Source organism: Caballeronia sp. BCC1704 (assembly GCF_902833455.1).
Taxonomy (GTDB): domain Bacteria; phylum Pseudomonadota; class Gammaproteobacteria; order Burkholderiales; family Burkholderiaceae; genus Caballeronia.
Genome location: NZ_CADFFT010000005.1, coordinates 96,915 through 114,622, shown reverse-complemented (window position 1 = coordinate 114,622; position 17,708 = coordinate 96,915). Strand labels below are relative to the sequence as shown.

At 63.7% G+C, this 17,708-nt stretch carries 13 protein-coding genes; 4 read left to right on the top strand and 9 right to left on the bottom strand.

The annotated features are described in order from the left end of the window. The first annotated feature begins 454 nt into the window (after positions 1 to 454). A complete protein-coding gene (locus tag HWX53_RS23600) occupies positions 455 to 1,783 on the top strand; it encodes a tyrosinase family protein (RefSeq protein ID WP_208454815.1) in 1,329 nt (442 codons plus the stop codon). A 59-nt stretch (positions 1,784 to 1,842) separates the two neighbouring features. On the opposite strand, the gene poxB is transcribed toward HWX53_RS23600, so the two are convergent. Together poxB and HWX53_RS23590 are read right to left on the bottom strand one after the other, a co-directional pair. After that, positions 1,843 to 3,564, bottom strand: coding sequence for a ubiquinone-dependent pyruvate dehydrogenase (gene poxB, locus HWX53_RS23595; protein ID WP_175945461.1), 1,722 nt, complete (start codon positions 3,562 to 3,564; stop codon positions 1,843 to 1,845). Between the two features lie 81 nt (positions 3,565 to 3,645). Beyond that, on the bottom strand, positions 3,646 to 4,716 hold the full coding sequence (locus HWX53_RS23590; protein ID WP_175945459.1) for an SDR family oxidoreductase: 1,071 nt from the start codon (positions 4,714 to 4,716) through the stop codon (positions 3,646 to 3,648). Between the two features lie 260 nt (positions 4,717 to 4,976). On the opposite strand from HWX53_RS23590, the gene HWX53_RS23580 reads away from it, so the two are divergent. Continuing rightward, a complete protein-coding gene (locus HWX53_RS23580) occupies positions 4,977 to 7,970 on the top strand; it encodes a response regulator (protein ID WP_208454814.1) in 2,994 nt (997 codons plus the stop codon). 19 nt (positions 7,971 to 7,989) lie between these two features. Here HWX53_RS23580 and HWX53_RS23575 read toward each other — a convergent pair whose 3' ends face one another. From HWX53_RS23575 to HWX53_RS23560, 4 genes are all read right to left on the bottom strand, one after another. Beyond that, positions 7,990 to 8,649 (bottom strand): aldolase, encoded by a 660-nt coding sequence (locus HWX53_RS23575; RefSeq protein WP_175945457.1) that lies wholly within the window; start codon positions 8,647 to 8,649, stop codon positions 7,990 to 7,992. Continuing rightward, positions 8,646 to 9,947: a 3-oxo-tetronate kinase gene (otnK, locus tag HWX53_RS23570; RefSeq protein ID WP_175945455.1), complete on the bottom strand. Its 1,302-nt coding sequence runs from the start codon at positions 9,945 to 9,947 to the stop codon at positions 8,646 to 8,648. Before otnK ends, HWX53_RS23575 begins: the two co-directional genes overlap by 4 nt. Before the next feature lie 103 nt (positions 9,948 to 10,050). After that, positions 10,051 to 11,112, bottom strand: a complete 1,062-nt coding sequence (locus tag HWX53_RS23565; protein ID WP_175945452.1) for a sugar-transfer associated ATP-grasp domain-containing protein — start codon at positions 11,110 to 11,112, stop codon at positions 10,051 to 10,053. Between the two features lie 190 nt (positions 11,113 to 11,302). Next, positions 11,303 to 13,045 carry a hypothetical protein gene (locus tag HWX53_RS23560; protein ID WP_175945450.1) on the bottom strand — a complete coding sequence of 581 codons (1,743 nt, stop codon included), beginning with the start codon at positions 13,043 to 13,045 and terminating at the stop codon, positions 11,303 to 11,305. 627 nt (positions 13,046 to 13,672) lie between these two features. On the opposite strand from HWX53_RS23560, the gene HWX53_RS23555 reads away from it, so the two are divergent. Continuing rightward, on the top strand, positions 13,673 to 13,864 hold the full coding sequence (locus HWX53_RS23555) for a hypothetical protein (protein WP_175945448.1): 192 nt from the start codon (positions 13,673 to 13,675) through the stop codon (positions 13,862 to 13,864). 87 nt (positions 13,865 to 13,951) lie between these two features. Here the strand turns inward: HWX53_RS23555 and HWX53_RS23550 are convergent, their stop codons facing one another. From HWX53_RS23550 to HWX53_RS23540, 3 genes are all read right to left on the bottom strand, one after another. Beyond that, complete coding sequence (locus HWX53_RS23550; RefSeq protein ID WP_175946166.1) at positions 13,952 to 15,259, bottom strand: sorbosone dehydrogenase family protein; 1,308 nt, start codon at positions 15,257 to 15,259, stop codon at positions 13,952 to 13,954. A gap of 4 nt (positions 15,260 to 15,263) precedes the next feature. Further along, positions 15,264 to 15,716, bottom strand: coding sequence for a DUF2231 domain-containing protein (locus tag HWX53_RS23545; protein WP_175945446.1), 453 nt, complete (start codon positions 15,714 to 15,716; stop codon positions 15,264 to 15,266). Positions 15,717 to 15,923: 207 nt separating this feature from the next. Continuing rightward, on the bottom strand, positions 15,924 to 16,667 hold the full coding sequence (locus HWX53_RS23540; protein ID WP_175945444.1) for an SDR family oxidoreductase: 744 nt from the start codon (positions 16,665 to 16,667) through the stop codon (positions 15,924 to 15,926). A 114-nt stretch (positions 16,668 to 16,781) separates the two neighbouring features. On the opposite strand from HWX53_RS23540, the gene HWX53_RS23535 reads away from it, so the two are divergent. Next, positions 16,782 to 17,705, top strand: a complete 924-nt coding sequence (locus HWX53_RS23535; RefSeq protein WP_175945442.1) for a LysR family transcriptional regulator — start codon at positions 16,782 to 16,784, stop codon at positions 17,703 to 17,705. Positions 17,706 to 17,708 lie beyond the last annotated feature (3 nt).

Here is a 17,708-nt window from a genome sequence, read left to right as displayed (position 1 = left end):
CAGTGCTTGCGCAAAGTCAGCCGGCCGTTCTCGTCATGAGGCGAAACCGCGCAAGCTACTTAAATGCTACAAGCAAAGGCGGGCGCAGCTTCGAACGATCGCGTTCGAGCGCCGTGCGCTTCAATCGTGGAGCGCGTGCACACATGCGTAGGCGGTTCTGTGGCCTACCGCACACTTCATAGTTCGGAATGCAAATAACGCATTGAACGTTGCTTCTAGTGGTCCATACTCTAAGCGCCGGGGCAGCGTAGAAACCGGCCGTCCGTTCTGCTGCAACGCACCCGCTTCGGGCCGCTTTGCAGGTCCTCTTTATGCGCTCCCTGGGGGGTGTATGGTCTCCAATTCCACTAAGCGACGCGCGTTTCTGAAAGGAACGGCGTCCGCACTCGCTGTTGCATCGCTTCCTCGGTGGGGCATTGCCGCCACTGTTCCATTCATCAGGCTCGAATGGCAGGTGTTCAAAACCACGCCGCACTACGCGTCGTATTTGAACGCTGTGCGCACGATGAAAGCCACCACCGATAGAACGAGCCCCGCATCGTGGCAGTATTGGGTCGATGTTCACAACAACTATTGCCCGCACAGCGCGGCCTACTTTCTGACCTGGCATCGCGGCTACCTTTACTACTTCGAGCAACAGTTGCGCACCGTATCCGGCGATGCAACGTTCACGTTGCCGTACTGGGACTATTACTCGTACCCGGTCATTCCATCCGAGTTCACGGATACCGCGCGTGGCAACCCGCTCTACGTCTCGCGAATCAATACCAATGTCTATCAGGCGCTCGATCTCGGTCCTTTCGGGTCGGGCGTGTACAACTTCCAGCGCGGCACCAACAACGCATTCGAGCCCAAGCTCGAGAACGCGCCGCACAATCCGGTTCATGACATCATCGGCAACAACATGGCCGATATCGCCACGGCGCCCATCGATCCGATCTTCTACCTGCATCACTGCAATATCGACCGTCTCTGGAACGCATGGTCGATGCGCTCGACGAGCCGCGTGCCGTCGGCCACGAGCAGCTACTGGAACGGCAGCTTCACGTATGCGCGAGGCCTGACGATCTCGAAGTCGAAAACGCGCACCACCACGGGGATGAGTTATGACTACGCCAACGACACCATGCCCGCTGTGCTGCCGCCCCAGGCGCAGCAAGGGAGGATTATTCGCGTGCAAGCACAGATCGGCGCCATTCAGGCGCGGCCGAAGACCGGCGCATTCACGGCGAGTCCCGGGCGCACAGTGTCATCGACTCGCCGTTCCCTGGGAGGCGTGAAAGGCGTCGAATTGAACGAGTTCTCTATCAGCGCCAGCATCCCGCTTCAGGCCGCAAACGCCACCGCATTGAAGGATGTGCTGGCGAATTCGCCGGCTGTCGGACTGAGTCAATCCTCGGATGCAGCGCAGGCCGCGCCGCAGGCAACTAGCGGGTTCCAATACGTGAAGGTCGTGCTCGATGGGGTCAAGATGCCCGCGGCGGCCCGAAAAGGCGGCTTCTTCTATAACGTCTATCTGAATCTTCCTGCGAGCGGCGACGTCGACGCGGTGAAGTCGCAGCACTTCATCGGCACCTTAGGCGCGTTTCAGGTTGCCACTGCTGCGCACCACGGAATGAGCGAGATCGACTATGACGTCACTGACGTGCTCGCGCGTCTCGGCATTTCCAATGTGAGCGATGTGGTGCTTTCATTCGTGCGTGTAAGCGGGGCGAACTCGCCGAAGGGCATGGCCGTCTCGATCAACGAGGCGCGCATTGAACTCGGCACGGATGCGCCGTAGTCGGAGACGATCGCAACGCGGCGAACCGCTCGCCGCGTTGCGATGCATCCCTCGGCGTTTCAGCGCAGATTAGTCCGCGCTAGTTCGATCAGTTCGTCACCGCGACCGCTGAACACCGCGCGCAACATGTACAGGCTGAAGCCTTTCATCTGCGCGAAGTTGATGGACGGCGGAATCGCGAGTTCGTGCTTGGCGGTCACCACGTCCACGACTGCGGGACCCGGATGCGCGAACGCATCGTTGAGCGCGCCTTCCAGTTGTTCCGATTGCTCCACGCGCACCGACCAGATGCCCGCGCCCTTCGCGATCTGTGAGAAGTCCGTCTTGGATAGATCGACGTTGGTGTCGAGATACCCCGCAGCCTTCAACTCCATCGAGACGAAACCGAGCAGGCTGTTGTTGTAGACGATGACCTTGATCGGCAACTCATGCTGCACGGCCGTGAGCAGATCGCCGAGCAGCATGGACAGGCCGCCGTCGCCTGAAAGCGACACCACCTGCCGCCCCGGATTCGCCGCCTGCGCGCCGAGCGCCTGAGGCATGGCGTTCGCCATCGAGCCGTGATTGAACGATCCGTGCAACTGACGCTTGCCGTTCATCGACAGATATCGCGCGGCCCATAGCGTGGGCGTGCCGACATCGACGGTGAAGATGGCGTCGTCCGTTGCGGCCTCGTCGACGAGCTTGGTCAAATATTGCGGATGGATGGGGCGATCAGGCGCGGACGGCGTGGCGAGATGGTCAAGCTCCTTGCGCGCATCGGCATAGTGTTTCAGCGCGTTTTCCAGAAAGCGCCGCTCCGTCTTGCGTTGCAGCCGCGGCATGAGCGCCGTGACGGTTTCCTTCACCGTGCCGATGAGGCCAAGCGCGAGCGGCGCGCGCCGGCCCAGTTGCGAACCGCGGTTGTCGACCTGCACGACCTGCGCGTTCGGCGGATAAAACGGACGATAGGGGAAGTCACAGCCGAGCAGCAGCAGCGTGTCGCACGACATCATCGCGTGATAGCCCGAGCTGAAGCCGATGAGACCTGTCATGCCGACATCGAAAGGATTGTCGTATTCGATGAACGGTTTGCCGCGCAACGCGTGAACAATCGGCGCGCCGAGCGTATCCGCGAGCGCGACCACCTCGTCATGCGCGCCCGCAACGCCGCTGCCGCACATGATGGTCACCGCATCGCAGCCGTTCAACATGTGCGCGAGTTTGTCGAGTTCTGAGTCGGCGGGCACGATGGTATGCGGCGCGGTCGGTGTCCAATGCGCGGGCGCGTCGGGGCCCTCGGACAAGGCGACATCGCCCGGCAGCACTATCACTGCGACCCCACGCTCTTCCAGCGCGGTACGCATGGCGCGCTCCAGCACGCGCGGAAACTGCGAAGCGTTCGATACCAGTTCGACGAAGTGACTGCATTCGCTGAAGTAGGTCTGCGGGTGCGTTTCCTGAAAGTACCCGAGCCCGATCTCTGTCGACGGAATATGCGCCGCGATGGCAAGCACCGGCTGACGATTGCGATGACAGTCGTAAAGCCCGTTGATGAGATGCAGATTGCCGGGTCCGCAACTGCCCGCGCACACGGCAAGCCGACCCGTGGTCGCGGCATCCGCGCCTGCCGCGAACGCAGCCGCTTCCTCATGCCGAGTATGCATCCAGCGGATACTGCCCAACTCGTCGAGGCTGTGCGCAAGACCGTTGAGGCTATCGCCCGTCACGCCCCAGATGCGCTCGACGCCTGCTGCGGCGAGTGTCTTTGCCAGATAGTCCGCGATTGAATGCTTGGCCATGTGCTTTCCTCGGAAGAAAACGCGCACCATGCGCGATGTGATCGACTAAGAAGGCGTCGCTGAGAAGCCAGCGTGACGAACTCACTCGGGGATGATGCGCTCGCGCTTCAGACGGTCGAACAGCGCGAAGAACGCATCCGGCGTGCTCTGATAATCGAGGAAGCCGGCCTTGCGGCTCTTCGTCATGTCCGTGAGGACTTCCATCGGACGTCCGAGGTCCGCATCCGTATGCCACCAGGAGACGAGTTTGTCTACGTTCGGCTCTGCCAGTGAGTGCCGTGCCGCAATCTCGGCCCACGTCTTGCCGGCATGCTGCATGCGGCCTTCCAGCGGTCTCGTTTCGCCGTCGAAAGGCGCGGGTTCGATACCGAAGTAATTGGCGATGCGTTCCCACATCCACTTCCAGCGGAACACGTCGCCATTCACGACGTTGAAGTCTTCGTTGCGCGCTTCAGGCCACGTCGCGGCCCATTCCAGATGGCGCGCGAGAAGACGCGCGTCCGTCATGTCGGTCAGGCCGTTCCATTGCGCGGCAGAACCGGGAAACACGAACGGTTCGCCGGTCGCCTTGCACAAGTTGGCATAGACGGCGAGCGTGACGCCCATGTTCATTGCGTTGCCGATGGCGAACCCGATGATGCTATGCGGCCGATGCACGCTCCATCCGAAGCCGAACTGGCGCGCTGCATCGAACAAGCGGTCTTCCTGCTCGTAGTAGAAGTTGTCGACGGGCTGCCTGCCTTGTTCCTCACGGAAGGGCGTGGCTGGAATCTCGCCTTTGGCGTAGGCCTCGAAAGGCCCGAGATAGTGCTTGAGGCCCGTGACGAGCGCCGCATGTTCGAGCGCGCCCGACGGCCCCAATGCCGCGAGGACATTGGCGACCATTGCGCCGTTGACGCGGATGTTTTCGGCTTCGGTTGCTTGCCGCGACCATGCGGTGAAGAAGACGTGAGTGAAGTCGCGTCCGCTCAATGCCTGCGCGACCGATGACTCCGACGTGAGATCCGCGACGATCGATTCGACGCCGGCGGGCGCAGGCGTGCGGCCGCGCGACACGCCGGTGATGGACCAGTCGCCACGCGTTTGAAGGTGTTCGGCCAGATTGCGTCCGATGACGCCGGTGGCGCCGATGATGAGGGCTTGTCTGTTCATTGCAGCCTTGCTGGTGGATTGATCGATGCGCCAGTGTGACGGATAGCGATGATCCTTGCTGAACGCTGCGCTTTTCGCCGGGGACATGACGCGCGGGCGGCAAAACCGTCCTGTTGCCTGCATCGCCGATGTAAGAACTACGCGACGCGCGACGCCAGAACGCCATCGTCTCGCGCAACGCCGTCAGCCACGGGCGAAGGCCCCCCAGGCGCAGTAAAATGCAGCACTCGAAAAACGCCGAAGTGCCAGGGTAATGCCAAATGGATGTTAAGGATCAAGGTCTCGTCGGTTCTGCCGGTTCGGGCAGCGGACACTTCGAGCGCATGATCGCGGGGGTCAGGGACTACGCGATCTATCTTCTTTCTCCGACCGGTCTGGTCACGAGCTGGAACGTCGGTGCGGAGCGCATCAAAGGCTATGCACCCGAGGAAATCATTGGTCAGCACTTCTCACGGTTCTACACCGAAGAGGACCGCGCGACCGGCTTACCTTCGCGCGCGCTCGACACGGCGGTTCGCGAAGGCAAGTTCGAATCGGAAGGCTGGCGCGTGCGCAAGGACGGTTCCCGTTTCTGGGCGCACGTGGTGCTCGATTCTCTGTTTGATGATTCAGGGCACCATGTCGGCTACGCCAAGATCACGCGCGACATTACCGTGCAGCACGAAGCGAGGCAGATCGCCGAGCGTCAGAAAGCCCTGGCGCTCGATGCGCGCACGCGCGAATATCAAGAGTTGTTGCGGCTCTTCGAGCAGGCGCCGGGCTTCGTGTGTTTCTTTCGGGGTCCGAACCATGTGTATCAACTCCAGAACGGCGCACACCATCGGCTCGCAGGGTTCAGGCCGATCATCGGCAAGCCTGTAAGAGAGGCGTTGCCCGAGCTCGCGGGGCAAGGTTTCTTCGAGTTGCTCGACGAGGTGTATCAAACAGCCTGCCCGTATGTCGGCCGCGCCGTGCCGTTGCGTGTCGACCCCCTCGCGGGCGGCGAGAGCGAAGTGCGCTTCATCGACTTCGTGTACCAGCCTATCGTCGATGACGCGGGCGTGGTCGTCGGTATCTTCTCGCAGGGCAACGACGTCACTGATCAGGTCGCGGCGCAAGAGGCGCTCAGGCGCAAGCAAGGCGAACTGGAACAGGTCATCGTCGAGCGCACCGAGGCACTGGAAAGCACGAGCCGGGCGCTGGAACTGGCGAAGGAACTGCACGTCGACAACGCGCGCCTTCTGCGGCTCTTCGAGCAGGCGCCGGGTTTCGTCTGCGTGTTGCGCACGCGCGAGCACATATTCGAACTGGCGAACGCGGCGTATCGCAGCCTGACGGGCGATCGCGATCTCGTCGGAAAGCGCGTGCGGGATGCGTTGCCCGAAGTGGTCGAACAAGGCTTCATCGAAGTGCTGTCGGGCGTCTTCGACACGGGCGAGCCTTACGTCGGCAAGGCCGTGCCGGTCATGATCCGCCCGCGCGACGGCGCGCCGCTCGAAACGCGCTTTCTCGACTTCGTGTATCAGCCCATTGCAGGCAACGACGGCGAAGTGGTCGGCATCTTCGTTCAGGGCCAGGACGTCACGGTGCAAAAGCTCGCGCAGGACGAAGTCGAGCGATATCAGACGAGCCTCGAAGTGCTGGTCGAAGAGCGCACGCGAGAACTCGAACAGACGCAAGCCGCATTGCAGCGTTCGCAGAAGCTGGAGGCGATCGGCAAGCTCACCGGCGGCATCGCGCATGACTTCAACAACATCCTGCAAGTGATCGGCGGCAATCTGCAACTGCTGTCCGCTTCCGTTGCCGGCAACGAGACGGCGATCAAGCGCGTGGACACCGCGGCGAGCGCCGTGGAGCGCGGCGCGAAACTGTCTTCGCAACTGCTGGCGTTCGCGCGGCGTCAGCCGTTGCAGCCGGTCGTCACGAACCTCGCGCCCGTGGTCGCGGGCATGGACGACATGCTCCGGCGCGCGCTGGGCGAGTCGGTCGTCATGGAGACGGTCCTGGCGGGCGGGCTATGGAACGTGCAGGTCGACCCGCATCAGCTCGAAAACGTCGTGCTGAATCTCGCGATCAACGCCCGCGACGCCATGCCCGACGGCGGCAAGCTCACCATCGAACTGAGCAATTCGATGCTGGACGACGACTACGTCGCATCGGACGCCGACCTGGAACCGGGCCAGTACGTGATGCTCGCCATCTCCGATACCGGCACCGGCATGACGCGCGAAGTGATGGAACGCGCATGCGATCCGTTCTTCACGACGAAGCCGGAAGGCGTCGGCACCGGGCTTGGCCTCTCGATGGCGTATGGCTTCGTCAAGCAAAGCGGCGGGCACTTCAAGATCTACAGCGAAATAGGGCACGGCACCACGATCAAAATCTATCTTCCGCGCTCGCATGAAGCCGTGGTGCAGACCACGTCGCTCGCAGCGGCGCCGGTCGTCGGCGGCACGGAGACGATTCTCGTCGTGGAAGACGATCGGGCCGTGCAGACCACCGTCGTCGAGATGCTGCGCGAGCTCGGGTATCAGGTGCTCAAGGCCGACAACGCCGAGAGCGCGCTCGGCATCTTGCAGAGCGGCTTGGCCATCGACCTGTTGTTCACCGATGTCGTGATGCCGGGCAAGCTGCGCAGTCCCGAGCTCGCGAGAGGCGCGAAGGCGCTGTTGCCGAACATCGAAGTGCTGTTCACCTCCGGGTACACGCAAAACGCGATCGTGCACGGCGGACGGCTCGACGCCGGCGTTCAACTGCTGACGAAGCCTTATCGGCGCGAACAGCTTGCGCGCAAGATCCGGCACATGCTGTCGAACCGGAAGCAGGTCGCGCTCGCGCGTTCGCAGCCCGCAAAGGAGACGGTGGCTGCGGCCGCGCCGTTGCCGCAGCGCTCGGGCGTGCTCGTCGTCGAGGATCACCCGGAATTGCGCGAGATGGCGGTCGAACTCATTCGGGCGCTGGGGCATCGGGTGACGGCGGCCGCCAGCGCGGAGGAAGCGCTCGCGTCGTTCGCCAAGGACGATTTCGACATTCTCTTCACCGATGTCGGGTTGCCCGGCATGGACGGCGTCGCGTTGTCGCGAAGGCTCAAGGCGGAGCGGCCCGGCCTGCGCGTCATCTATGCGACAGGCTACGGCGAGGCGATCGAAGCGGGCGCGGATGGCATCGGCACGGTGTTGGCGAAGCCTTATACGCTCTCGAGCCTGAACGCGGTGCTCGCGCAGTTGTCCGATGCGGCGTCGGACGGGCGCGCCGCCGGCAAGCGCCTGGAATAGGCGCTTTCCAGGGCCAACGCTACCAGCGCGCGCCGAAGCTCTGCCGCAGTTCGTCGATGGCGGCATCGTCGAGCGGCGCGGGCCGCGGCGTGGTCATGAGCCACAGGCGGGCGGTTTCTTCCAGTTCCTCGAGCGCATACGACGCATGCGAGACGCTGCGCTCCCACACCACGGGCCCGAGCCGCTCCAGCAGCACGGCGCGTACGTCGGCTGCGCGCGCCGCGATTTCGGCCGCCGCCTGCGGGTCGCCGGGGCGGCGGTATCGCACGAGCGGTACGTGGCCGACCTTCATCACGTAGTACGGCGTGATCGGCGGCAGCACGTCGTCGTCGCTCCAGACGCCTGCGATCGTCAGCGCAACCAGCGACGTCGAATGCGTATGCACGATGCCGCGCGTGTCCACGTTGCTCTCGTAGATGCGCCGATGCAACTCCAGCGTCTTCGAAGGCCGCGCGCCGGAAACGTGGCGTCCCTGCGCATCCACTTTGGCGATCTGCGCGGGATCGAGCCGGCCGAGACAGGCATCCGTCGGCGTGATGAGCCAGCCGTCCTCGCAGCGCGCGCTGATGTTGCCCGCCGTGCCCACGGTGTAGCCGCGCGCGTAAAGACTTTCGCCGACCGTGCAGATTTCCTCGCGCAGCTTCGCGTCGCTGGATGATGCAATGACGGTGTCGCTCACGCGCGCTCTCCTTCTATGTAACGCAACGCCTTGTCGAAGAAATCGCGCGCGCCGAAGTTGCCGGATTTCAACGCGAGCGCCAGCGGCGTGTCGCCGACACTGACGGTCACGGGCACGCCCGGATCGATGGGCGGCCCGATCTGCAACATCTGCACGCCGAGCGCCTGCACCACCGCGCCCGATGTCTCGCCGCCCGCGACCACGAACTTGCGCACGCCGCGCGCGCGAGCTTCGCGAGCGATGGCAGCGAGGGCATCTTCGACGAGCTGGCCCGCCGCCGCGCTGCCGAGTTCCTGCTGCACCGCTTTGACTTCGTCGGGCGAAGCCGTGGCGTACACCAGCACCGGCTGCGGCGCGTGCGCGTCGATGAAGGCGAGCGCCTCGTCGACGACCGGCTCGCGTCGTGCGAGCGCACGCGGATCGACGCGAAACGCCGGCCGCGTCGCGATCCACTCGGCCACCTGCGCGTTGGTGGCCTTCGATGCGCTGCCCGCCAAGACAAGCGCCGCGCCTTCCACGGCGGGCAGATCCGCTGCCTTGTCGTTCGGCTCGATGAGTCCGGCGCGCCGGAAGTTCTCCGGCAAGCCGATGGCGACGCCCGAGCCGCCCGTGATGAGCGCTAGATCGGCGCAGGCCGCGCCGAGCGTGCGCAAGTCGGCATCGGTCAGCGCGTCGGCAATGGCGAGGCGCACGCCGTCGGCCCGCAGGGCGGCAATCGCGCCGCGCACGGCATCGGCGCCCGCGGCGACCGTATCGCTCGCGATCAGACCGACTTTCGATTTGCTTTGCCGTTGCAGCACGCGAACGAGGTTGGGGTCGCGCATCGGCGTGAGCGGATGGTGCTCCATGCCCGATTCGCTGAGCAGCGCGTCACCGACGAAAAGGTGCCCGCGATAGACCGTGCGCTTGTTCTCGGGGAACGCAGGGCAGGCTATCGTGAAGTCCGCGCCGCTTTGCCCGCCGAGCGCATCGAGCAGCGCCTCGGCGACCGGGCCGATGTTGCCCGCATCGGTGGAATCGAACGTCGAACAGTATTTGAAGAAGAACTGGCGGCAACCCTGCGCGCGCAGCCAGTCGAGCGCCGCGAGGGATTGGGCGACGGCATCGGCCGCTTCGATCGTGCGCGATTTGAGCGCGACGACCACGGCGTCCGCATCGAGGCGCATGTCCGAGGCGGGCACGCCGATGGTCTGAACCGTGCGCATGCCGCCGCGCACGAGCATGCTCGCGAGATCGGTGGCGCCGGTGAAGTCGTCGGCGATGCATCCCAGGACGGGATGCCGGGTGGATGTGTGCATGTGCGACCTCCGTTGCGACGATTGTACGGGCGATCGGTGCGAAAGCGGTGACGCAATGCACTATGAACCCACGCATTCACTCAGACCATAACGCAAACGACGCTTACGCCATCGGCCGCAACGTTTCCCACTTCAGATCGGTAAAGCATGGCCCTTGCGTGGCCTCGCTGAACTTTACGTCGTTGTGCTCGGCATTCCACTCCATCACGAGCACGTTTTCGTCGATATCGACGGTCAGATCCCAGCCGACGCAGCGCGCAAACGGCGCCTTCGCATGCAGCGCGATGACTTTCTCCACGCACTTGGAAAACGCGGGCAAGGTCACGCCGTCGAAGCGGATTTTCGAATCGGGGTGCGCGTCGACGCGGGTCCAGTCGCTCAGATAACCTGTGCTGAAGAGCCGCCCGCTCTCCAGATGCACCGGCACGCACACTTCGCTGTCGGGGCGAATGTACGTGTCCGCGGACCGGCCGAGGCGGAGAAAGCAGGCGCGCAGCGAGATATGGCCCGCATCGTCGACGACGGTGGTCAGGCGCACCGTCGCGACCGCCTTCGACGCGAACTGGTCGAATGTCGCGTGCTGGACGATGAAGCGTTGCAGCACGCCGTTGCCGAGCTGGCTGATGCGCTCGGCATCGAAGTCCTTGCGGTCCATCAGAAAGACGCCCTTGCCCTGCATCGAGTGATCGAGCTTGAACGCGATCCTGTCCGTCGTGCTGAAAACGAAGTTCGCGACTTGCGACTTGTGAATGGCGGTGTGATCGGCCGTGTAGAAGATGCCGTTCACGTAGTAGCCGAGATCGGGGAACGCGTCGTCCTGAAAGAGCAGCCGCGACACGGGCTTCAGATGCGACATCTGCCCGTATAGGCCCTTCATCTTCGGAACCACGATCCAGCCGTAATAGTTGTCCGGAATCCAGCCTTCCTTGAACGTGCCGTTCAATGCGGTGTAGACGTGCAGCCACGGTGCATAGCACGCGTCGCCGAGCACGTCGCGCGCGTACGCATCCGCGAGCCGCAGTTGTCCGGCATTCGTTTTGCCCTGTCTGCTCTCGATGCTGCGGAGCACCTCGCGCGCTTCCCGCGCATGCTTCCGATGAAAGCGATGCTGCGATAGGTTCTTCCACGAGATCTTGACGAGGCTTTCGACGTAGGGTGCGGGCATGGTGGTTCCGCTCGGGTTGAGCTTTGTTTGTTTGACCTTATTGAGCGATAGAGCCTACCGGTCGTAACTGACGAAACCCTTAAGGAAAGGCATCGTGGCGCGAAACGGCTTAGTTTTGGCGGGCGGCCTGATCAGACAATAAGGCGTCTTTTGGCATACGAATACGGTAGTGCGATGCGTCGCGCACGCGTCATTGCGGCCAGGGACACACGCTTATGGAACCTCGCGCGAGCACAAGCGCCGTTGCCGCCGCGAGCATGTAATGTCCGTCAGTCACCACGTTGCAGTATGGGTCGTACCAGCGGCTTCCCGATGTGGCAGGCGGTATCGTGATTGCAGTCGATGCAACCGCGCACGCGCTGCCGTCGTATTGGCAGACCGGATTCATGTAGACCCATCCGTTCGCATATTGCCGCGCGCAGACGCCGGCATTGGCGCCGTTCACCCAGCCGCATGCGCCCGCAGGCGGCGACGCGTACGGATCGACCGACGGCGGCGGCGCAACCGGCCGGCCGACCGGCAGCGGCGGGAAACCGCTGAACGCGAGGCTTGCGCTCGCTGCGCTTGCGGTTGCGGCGGTGTCTAGCGTGACGCTCGTCGATGAGTCCACGGTCGCGATGCTCGTACCCGGCGCGATGCCCGCACCGTTCACGTGAAGTCCCGCCGCGAGGCCGCGCGTGCTGGTGAGGCCCGTGACAGTCGCGCTGCCGCGCGTCAATGTCCCGGTCAGCGCAAGGTCTACGTAGCCGCCCATCGACGGTGGATACGTTTGCGCCGCGCGCGAAGAGATTCGCCCGGCAGAAAGGTAGTTCTGCGCGCTCTGCATGATGAGCAGCAGCCATGCGGTCGCCCACGTCTCTTCGGCGCGCGTCATGCCGCCGGTGTCGTGCCCGTCGAGGTAACTGATCGCGCCGTAAAACTTCTGGCTCGCGCGTTCGGCGTTGTAGAGATGCGCGGCGAAGAGATCGTCGATCATAAAGCCGTTGTACCACCGGTTCGCCAAGGTCGTGCCTTGATGTTGAGGCACGTTCTCTTCGATCGCGCCGCTCACCGCATCGGCGATCTGCGTCCACATGACGCCGCCTTGATAGCTCACGTTGGCCACGGTCGCGAGGCCCACTGTTTTCGCTTGCGCGCTGAGATACTTGATGTAGTCGAGGTTGGCCGCGCTCCAGTTGGCATCGTCGGCGGATGCGTACTGCGTGACGAACGTTCCGCCACATGCAGGACGCAACGAAGCCGGACACGGGGAAACGGTGTCGCTATAGTGCCCGGCTTGATACACGGCTCCGTTCCTGACGTTAGCAGCACTAACGTTGTCGAGAGAAAGCGCCTGATAACCGCTCGCGTTATCCGCCATCGACTGAAACAGGTGCTGCCGGACGGCGGGATTCGCGATGTCCACGACCGGATAGCGCGTGTCGCCGAATTCGTACAGCACGTTGCCATCCGAGCCGTATTCGATCCAGTCCGGGTGGTGGTAGTACAGCCAGCCGAGTTGCGTCGCGGGATAGTCGGCGCCGGCCCCCGTCCATCCGGCGGGCATGAAATAAAGGCGGTACGCGGGGGCGTAGGACATCGAGTAAATGCCGGGTTGCGCGCTGTAGCCCGACGACCACATCGCGCCGACCCGGCCGACGAGACGCTGTTGCGCCGCTTGCGTCGTCGGGCCGAAGGCTTGCAGGAAGTTGATCGGATAGCTGAGGCTTTCGATCGAAATCGGCAAGTAGCCGGTGGCAGCGGCGGTGGCCTGTGAAGCAGGCGCGGACGATGCAACGGGCGCTGCCGTCGTTGCGGGAACGGTCGCATAGCTGCTGCTACTGCTCCCGCTGCATCCGGGCAGGAGGCTGCAACAAACGATCGCGTCGGCGCAGGTTCGCAGCGGGCGGATCAATCTGGAATAGGCCGTGGCGGATGCGGTTTTATTGTTCATTCTTCCCCTCGTTTTCTTATGCATCTGTGAAGTCGTGCTGCAAGGTCTCCTTGCGATCGCAACAGCAACGAGCTATTGAATATCCGAGCGTGGTTGCGAGTCGAACGCCGTTACTGCTGGCTAGCAAGCAATCCGAAGTGTCGATCTTGTGATCGATAAAGCTGCTCAAAAGCAAGCGTTAGCTCGACAAGAAATGTCGGATTTATCTTAACGTGAATTCGGAGCGGAGTAGGAGATTTCGCATCGGCGTCGCATATTTAAGGTTCGTCGTCCGAAAGATGCGGCGAAGACGGTACATGCAACGCAGATCGAGAGAATGGGGAGGAACGAGAAGCGGCCGCTGTTGAAGGCGAAGTCGGAGCTGCCGATAGACGGCGAAGCGACGCGCGTCACTTGGCGCCCATGCGCCGTGAGGAGAAACCCGCATTCGCCATACAGATGCGCCGCCGTCCCGCGCCCGGCGCCGAATCGTTCGCGACCGCTCACAACTTGACAAAGAGATAACGGCGAACACCACAACCGGGCTAGACTCGTCAGCGCAAACGCACAGCCGCGCGATACATGCCATACAAAAACGAAGCACGCCGGCAAAGATGCGAAAGACCGCACGTTTCTCGGGGATCGTGAATGAAAAGGACGACGCTGATACGCCTGTTCGATGCGCTCGCATCGGGCTTCATCTGGCTGGTCGCAATGAGTACCTTGCGCATCGTGCTCGCGCGCGACTGGCTTCAACACCGCATGGCCGCTGGTCGCGATCGAGAGCATCCGGGCGCGGTGTCGCGTGATCGCGATATCGCGTACCCGAACAGAACCTGACGCAATAACCGGCGACAACGACCGCAAAAAAGACAGCGGGCCCTCGAAACGAAGGCCCGCCGTGTTCGTTTCCGCACGGAGGACGCGCTAGCCGCCTGCCTTGCTCACGCGCCAGACGGCGTTCCCGGCGTCGTCGGCGATGAGGAGCGCGCCGTCCTTGTCCTCGGCCAGTCCGACCGGCGCGCCGCGCAACTGCTTCTCGTCGGCCGACACGAAACCGGTCACGACCGGCTTCGGCGCGCCGAGCGGCTGGCCGTCCTGGAACGCGACGTACGCGACCGCATAGCCCGCGAGCGGCGAACGGTCCCAGCTGCCGTGTTCGCCGATGAACGCGCCGCCGCGATACTGCGCGGGCAAGTTGTTGCCGGTATAGAACAGCAGCCCGAGCGGCGCGACGTGCGAGCCGATGGCGTAGTCCGGCTTGATGGCTTTCTGGACAAGATCGGGTCGTTGCTGATGCACGCGCTCGTCCACGTGATGTCCATAGTAGCTATACGGCCAGCCGTAGAACGCGTGCTCCTTCACCGAAGTCAGATAGTCGGGAACGAGGTCCGCGCCGATCTCGTCGCGTTCGTTCGCCACCGTCCACAGCTTGCCCGTCTTCGGCTCCCATTGCAGCGAGGTCGGATTGCGGATGCCGGAGGCGTACACGCGGCTGCCGCCCGTCGCAATGTCGACTTCCAGCACGGCCGCGCGGCGGTATTCCACTTCGAGCCCGTTCTCGCCGACGTTGCTGTTCGAGCCGACGCCCACGTACAGCTTCTTGCCATCGGGGCTCGCAAGCAGCGCCTTCGTCCAGTGATGGTTGATGGTGCTCGGCAGATCGGTAAGCTCGACGCCCGTGCCGTCGATATGCGTCGCGCCGGTCTGATACGGAAACGCGAGAATCGCGTCGGTATCGGCGACGAAGAGCGTATTGCCGACCAGTTGCATGCCGAACGGCGAATGCAGATGGTCGATGAAAACGTGCTTCTCCCATTCGCCGCTGCCGTTCGCGGGCTTGCGCAGCAGCGTGATGCGGTTGCCGCCTTTCGCTTCCTTGCCCGAGCGCGTCTGCACCATGCCCGCGATGAGCTGCTTGGGCGTCGTGACCGGCTCTTCGTCAGGACTGCTGGATTCCGCCACGAGGATGTCGCCGTTCGGCAGCGCGTACACCTGACGCGGATGCTCCAGCCCCGATGCGATGCCTTCTATCTTCAGCCCGTCCGCAACCTTGGGCGTCTCGCCGCTTTTCCAGCCGACGTGCTTCGGCACCTGCATCGGCGGGGCGAGGAAGTTGCGCGCGTTCGGCAGCGGCGGATTCGCGCCGGCCTGCTGCTGCGATTCGTAGGACGCGTGCTCGTCGCATCCGGCGAGGCAGGCCGCAACGGCCATCGAAACGAGGCTTGTGCGCATGATGTTATTCACGGACGGCCTCCGGCAGGTTGAAGCGGTTGAACTTGTCGAAGGCCAGCATCACTTGTCCGGCGCTCAGCAGGACGACCGTGACGACCGAGAGGATGACGCTGAGCGGGACCATCGCGTAGGCATCGCGCGAGTGAACGAACGCGTTCACGACCGCCGCGATGATGCCGAGAAGATTCAGCCAGAAGTCGGTGCGTTCGAGGCTCGTGACCGTGCCGCGCCCGCCGAACCAGACGTGACCGAGATTGATGAACCGCGGAATGATCGCGAAGAGCAGGCCCACCGTAACGAGCCACGCCGCGCCCTTCGCCCAGAAGATGACGGCGTTGATCGCATAGATGATGTCGAAGATCAGCGTGCCGACGAAGAGACCATACGGAATCGGATTGAGCCACTCGAAAAGCGCCGTGGCCAGGCGCGAGCGATAGCGCGGGCGAATCGGTTTCATGAACGAGCCTCTTTGTGGTTGAACGGAACGGGCGAGAAGCGCCATGCCGCGACGCATGACGCGTGCCCGTAAGCTGCCACCTTCTTCCGTCCAACCACCGCTTCGCGCGAGACTTACGCGAAGATTCCGTCCGCCCGACGCAACGCCGACGCAACGCCGACGATTAGCTACGCAGCCCTTACGTTTCGATGCCAGCGAAGCTCACCGTCAGGCGCTGAAGCCTCCATCGATCATCAAACTCGCGCCCGTCACGAACGACGCTTCCGGCCCCGCGACGTACGCCACCATCGCAGCGATCTCGTCGGCCTTGGCGTGCCGTTGCACGGCCATCAGCGCGTGCAGCGCGGAGCCGAACTCGCCTTGCTCCGGGTTCATGTCGGTGTCGACCGGGCCGGGCTGCACGTTGTTCACGGTGATGCCTTTCGGGCCGAGATCGCGCGCGAGACCCTTGACGAGCCCTTGCAGCGCCGCCTTGCTCATCGCGTAGGCCGCGCCGCCCGGGAACGGCATGCGATCCGCGTTCGTGCTGCCGATGTTCACGATTCGTCCGCCAGCCGGCATGTACGGCAGCACCGCTTTCGTCGCGACGAACACGGCGCGCACGTTCACGGCCACGGTCTTGTCGAAGTCGTCGAGCGAGAAGGCATCGACCGGGCCGAGATACAGCACGCCTGCGTTGTTCACGAGAACGTCGATCTTGCCGAAGTGGCGCGCGGCCTGATCGATCGCGCGAGTCAGCGCGTCGGCGTCGGCGGCGTCGGACTGGATCGCGAGTACGCGGCCACCGGCTTCTTCGATTTTCGCGGCGAGCGCCGAAGCCTGCGCCGTCGATCCGCGATAGGAGAACGCGACTGCCGCGCCTTCGGCCGCGAGCCGGCTGACGACCGCCGCGCCGATGCCGCGCGCGCCGCCCGTGACGAAAGCAATTTTGCCGCTGAGACTGTTTGCCATGATCTGCTCCTGCTGGTTGAGTGAAAGTGAAGCCAGTATGGCCGTCGGATTCATCGCCCGGTAGCGCATAATGCGGGCAAGCAGTTTCAACCGGCAGTATCAGGCGAGGGCGCCGTGGAATCGTTCAACTTTCTGGAGTCGTTCGTCGTCACGGCGCAGACCGGCAGTTTCTCGGCGGCGGCCCGCAGGCTCGGGATGACACCGGCCGGCGTCAGCAAGAACGTCGCGCGGCTGGAGCAGCAGCTCGGGCTGCGGCTCTTTCATCGAAGCACGCGCAGCCTGACGCTGACGGACAGCGGCGAGAGCTTCTATCAGGAAGTGCGCGCGCCGTTCGACGCGCTGCGCGATGCCGTCTCGCACGCGGCGGAGCAAAACGGCGCGCCGTCCGGCACGCTGAAAGTGAGCGTGGGCGTCGGTTTCGGGCGCGAGTATCTGGTGCCGATCCTCGGCGAATTTCTGGACCGTTACCCGGCCATCGTCCCGGACGTGCATTTCGACAACCGGCCTGTCGATCTCATCGGCGAGGGCTACGACGCCGCGATCGGCGGCGGTATCGAACTGAACGAAGGCGTCGTGGCGCGCGAACTCGCGCCGGCGCATGTGATCGTGGTGACATCGCCCGCGTACATGGCGGACAAGCCGATGCCCGCGCATCCGTCCGAGCTCGAAGCGTTCGACGGCATCGCGCGCCGTTCGGTGTCGTCGGGGCGCGTCTTCGCGTGGAAGCTGCGCAACGCCGTGGGCGAGCAGTGTCTCGTCCGGCATCGCACGCGCCTGATCTTCGACGATCCGGAAGCGATGGCCGCCGCCGCCATGCAAGGGCTCGGCATCGCGCTGATTCCGATGCCGCACGCCGCGCGCTGGATCCAGCAAGGCAGCCTCATACGACTTTTGCCGGGCTGGTTCGCCGAACTGGGCGCGATCAGTCTGTACTACCCGAGCAAGAAACTCTTGCCGCCGAAAACGCGCGTGTTCGTCGATTTCGTGGTGGACGCTTTTCGCTCCGGGCGGATCAACGCGCGCCTCGACTCGCGCTAAGGA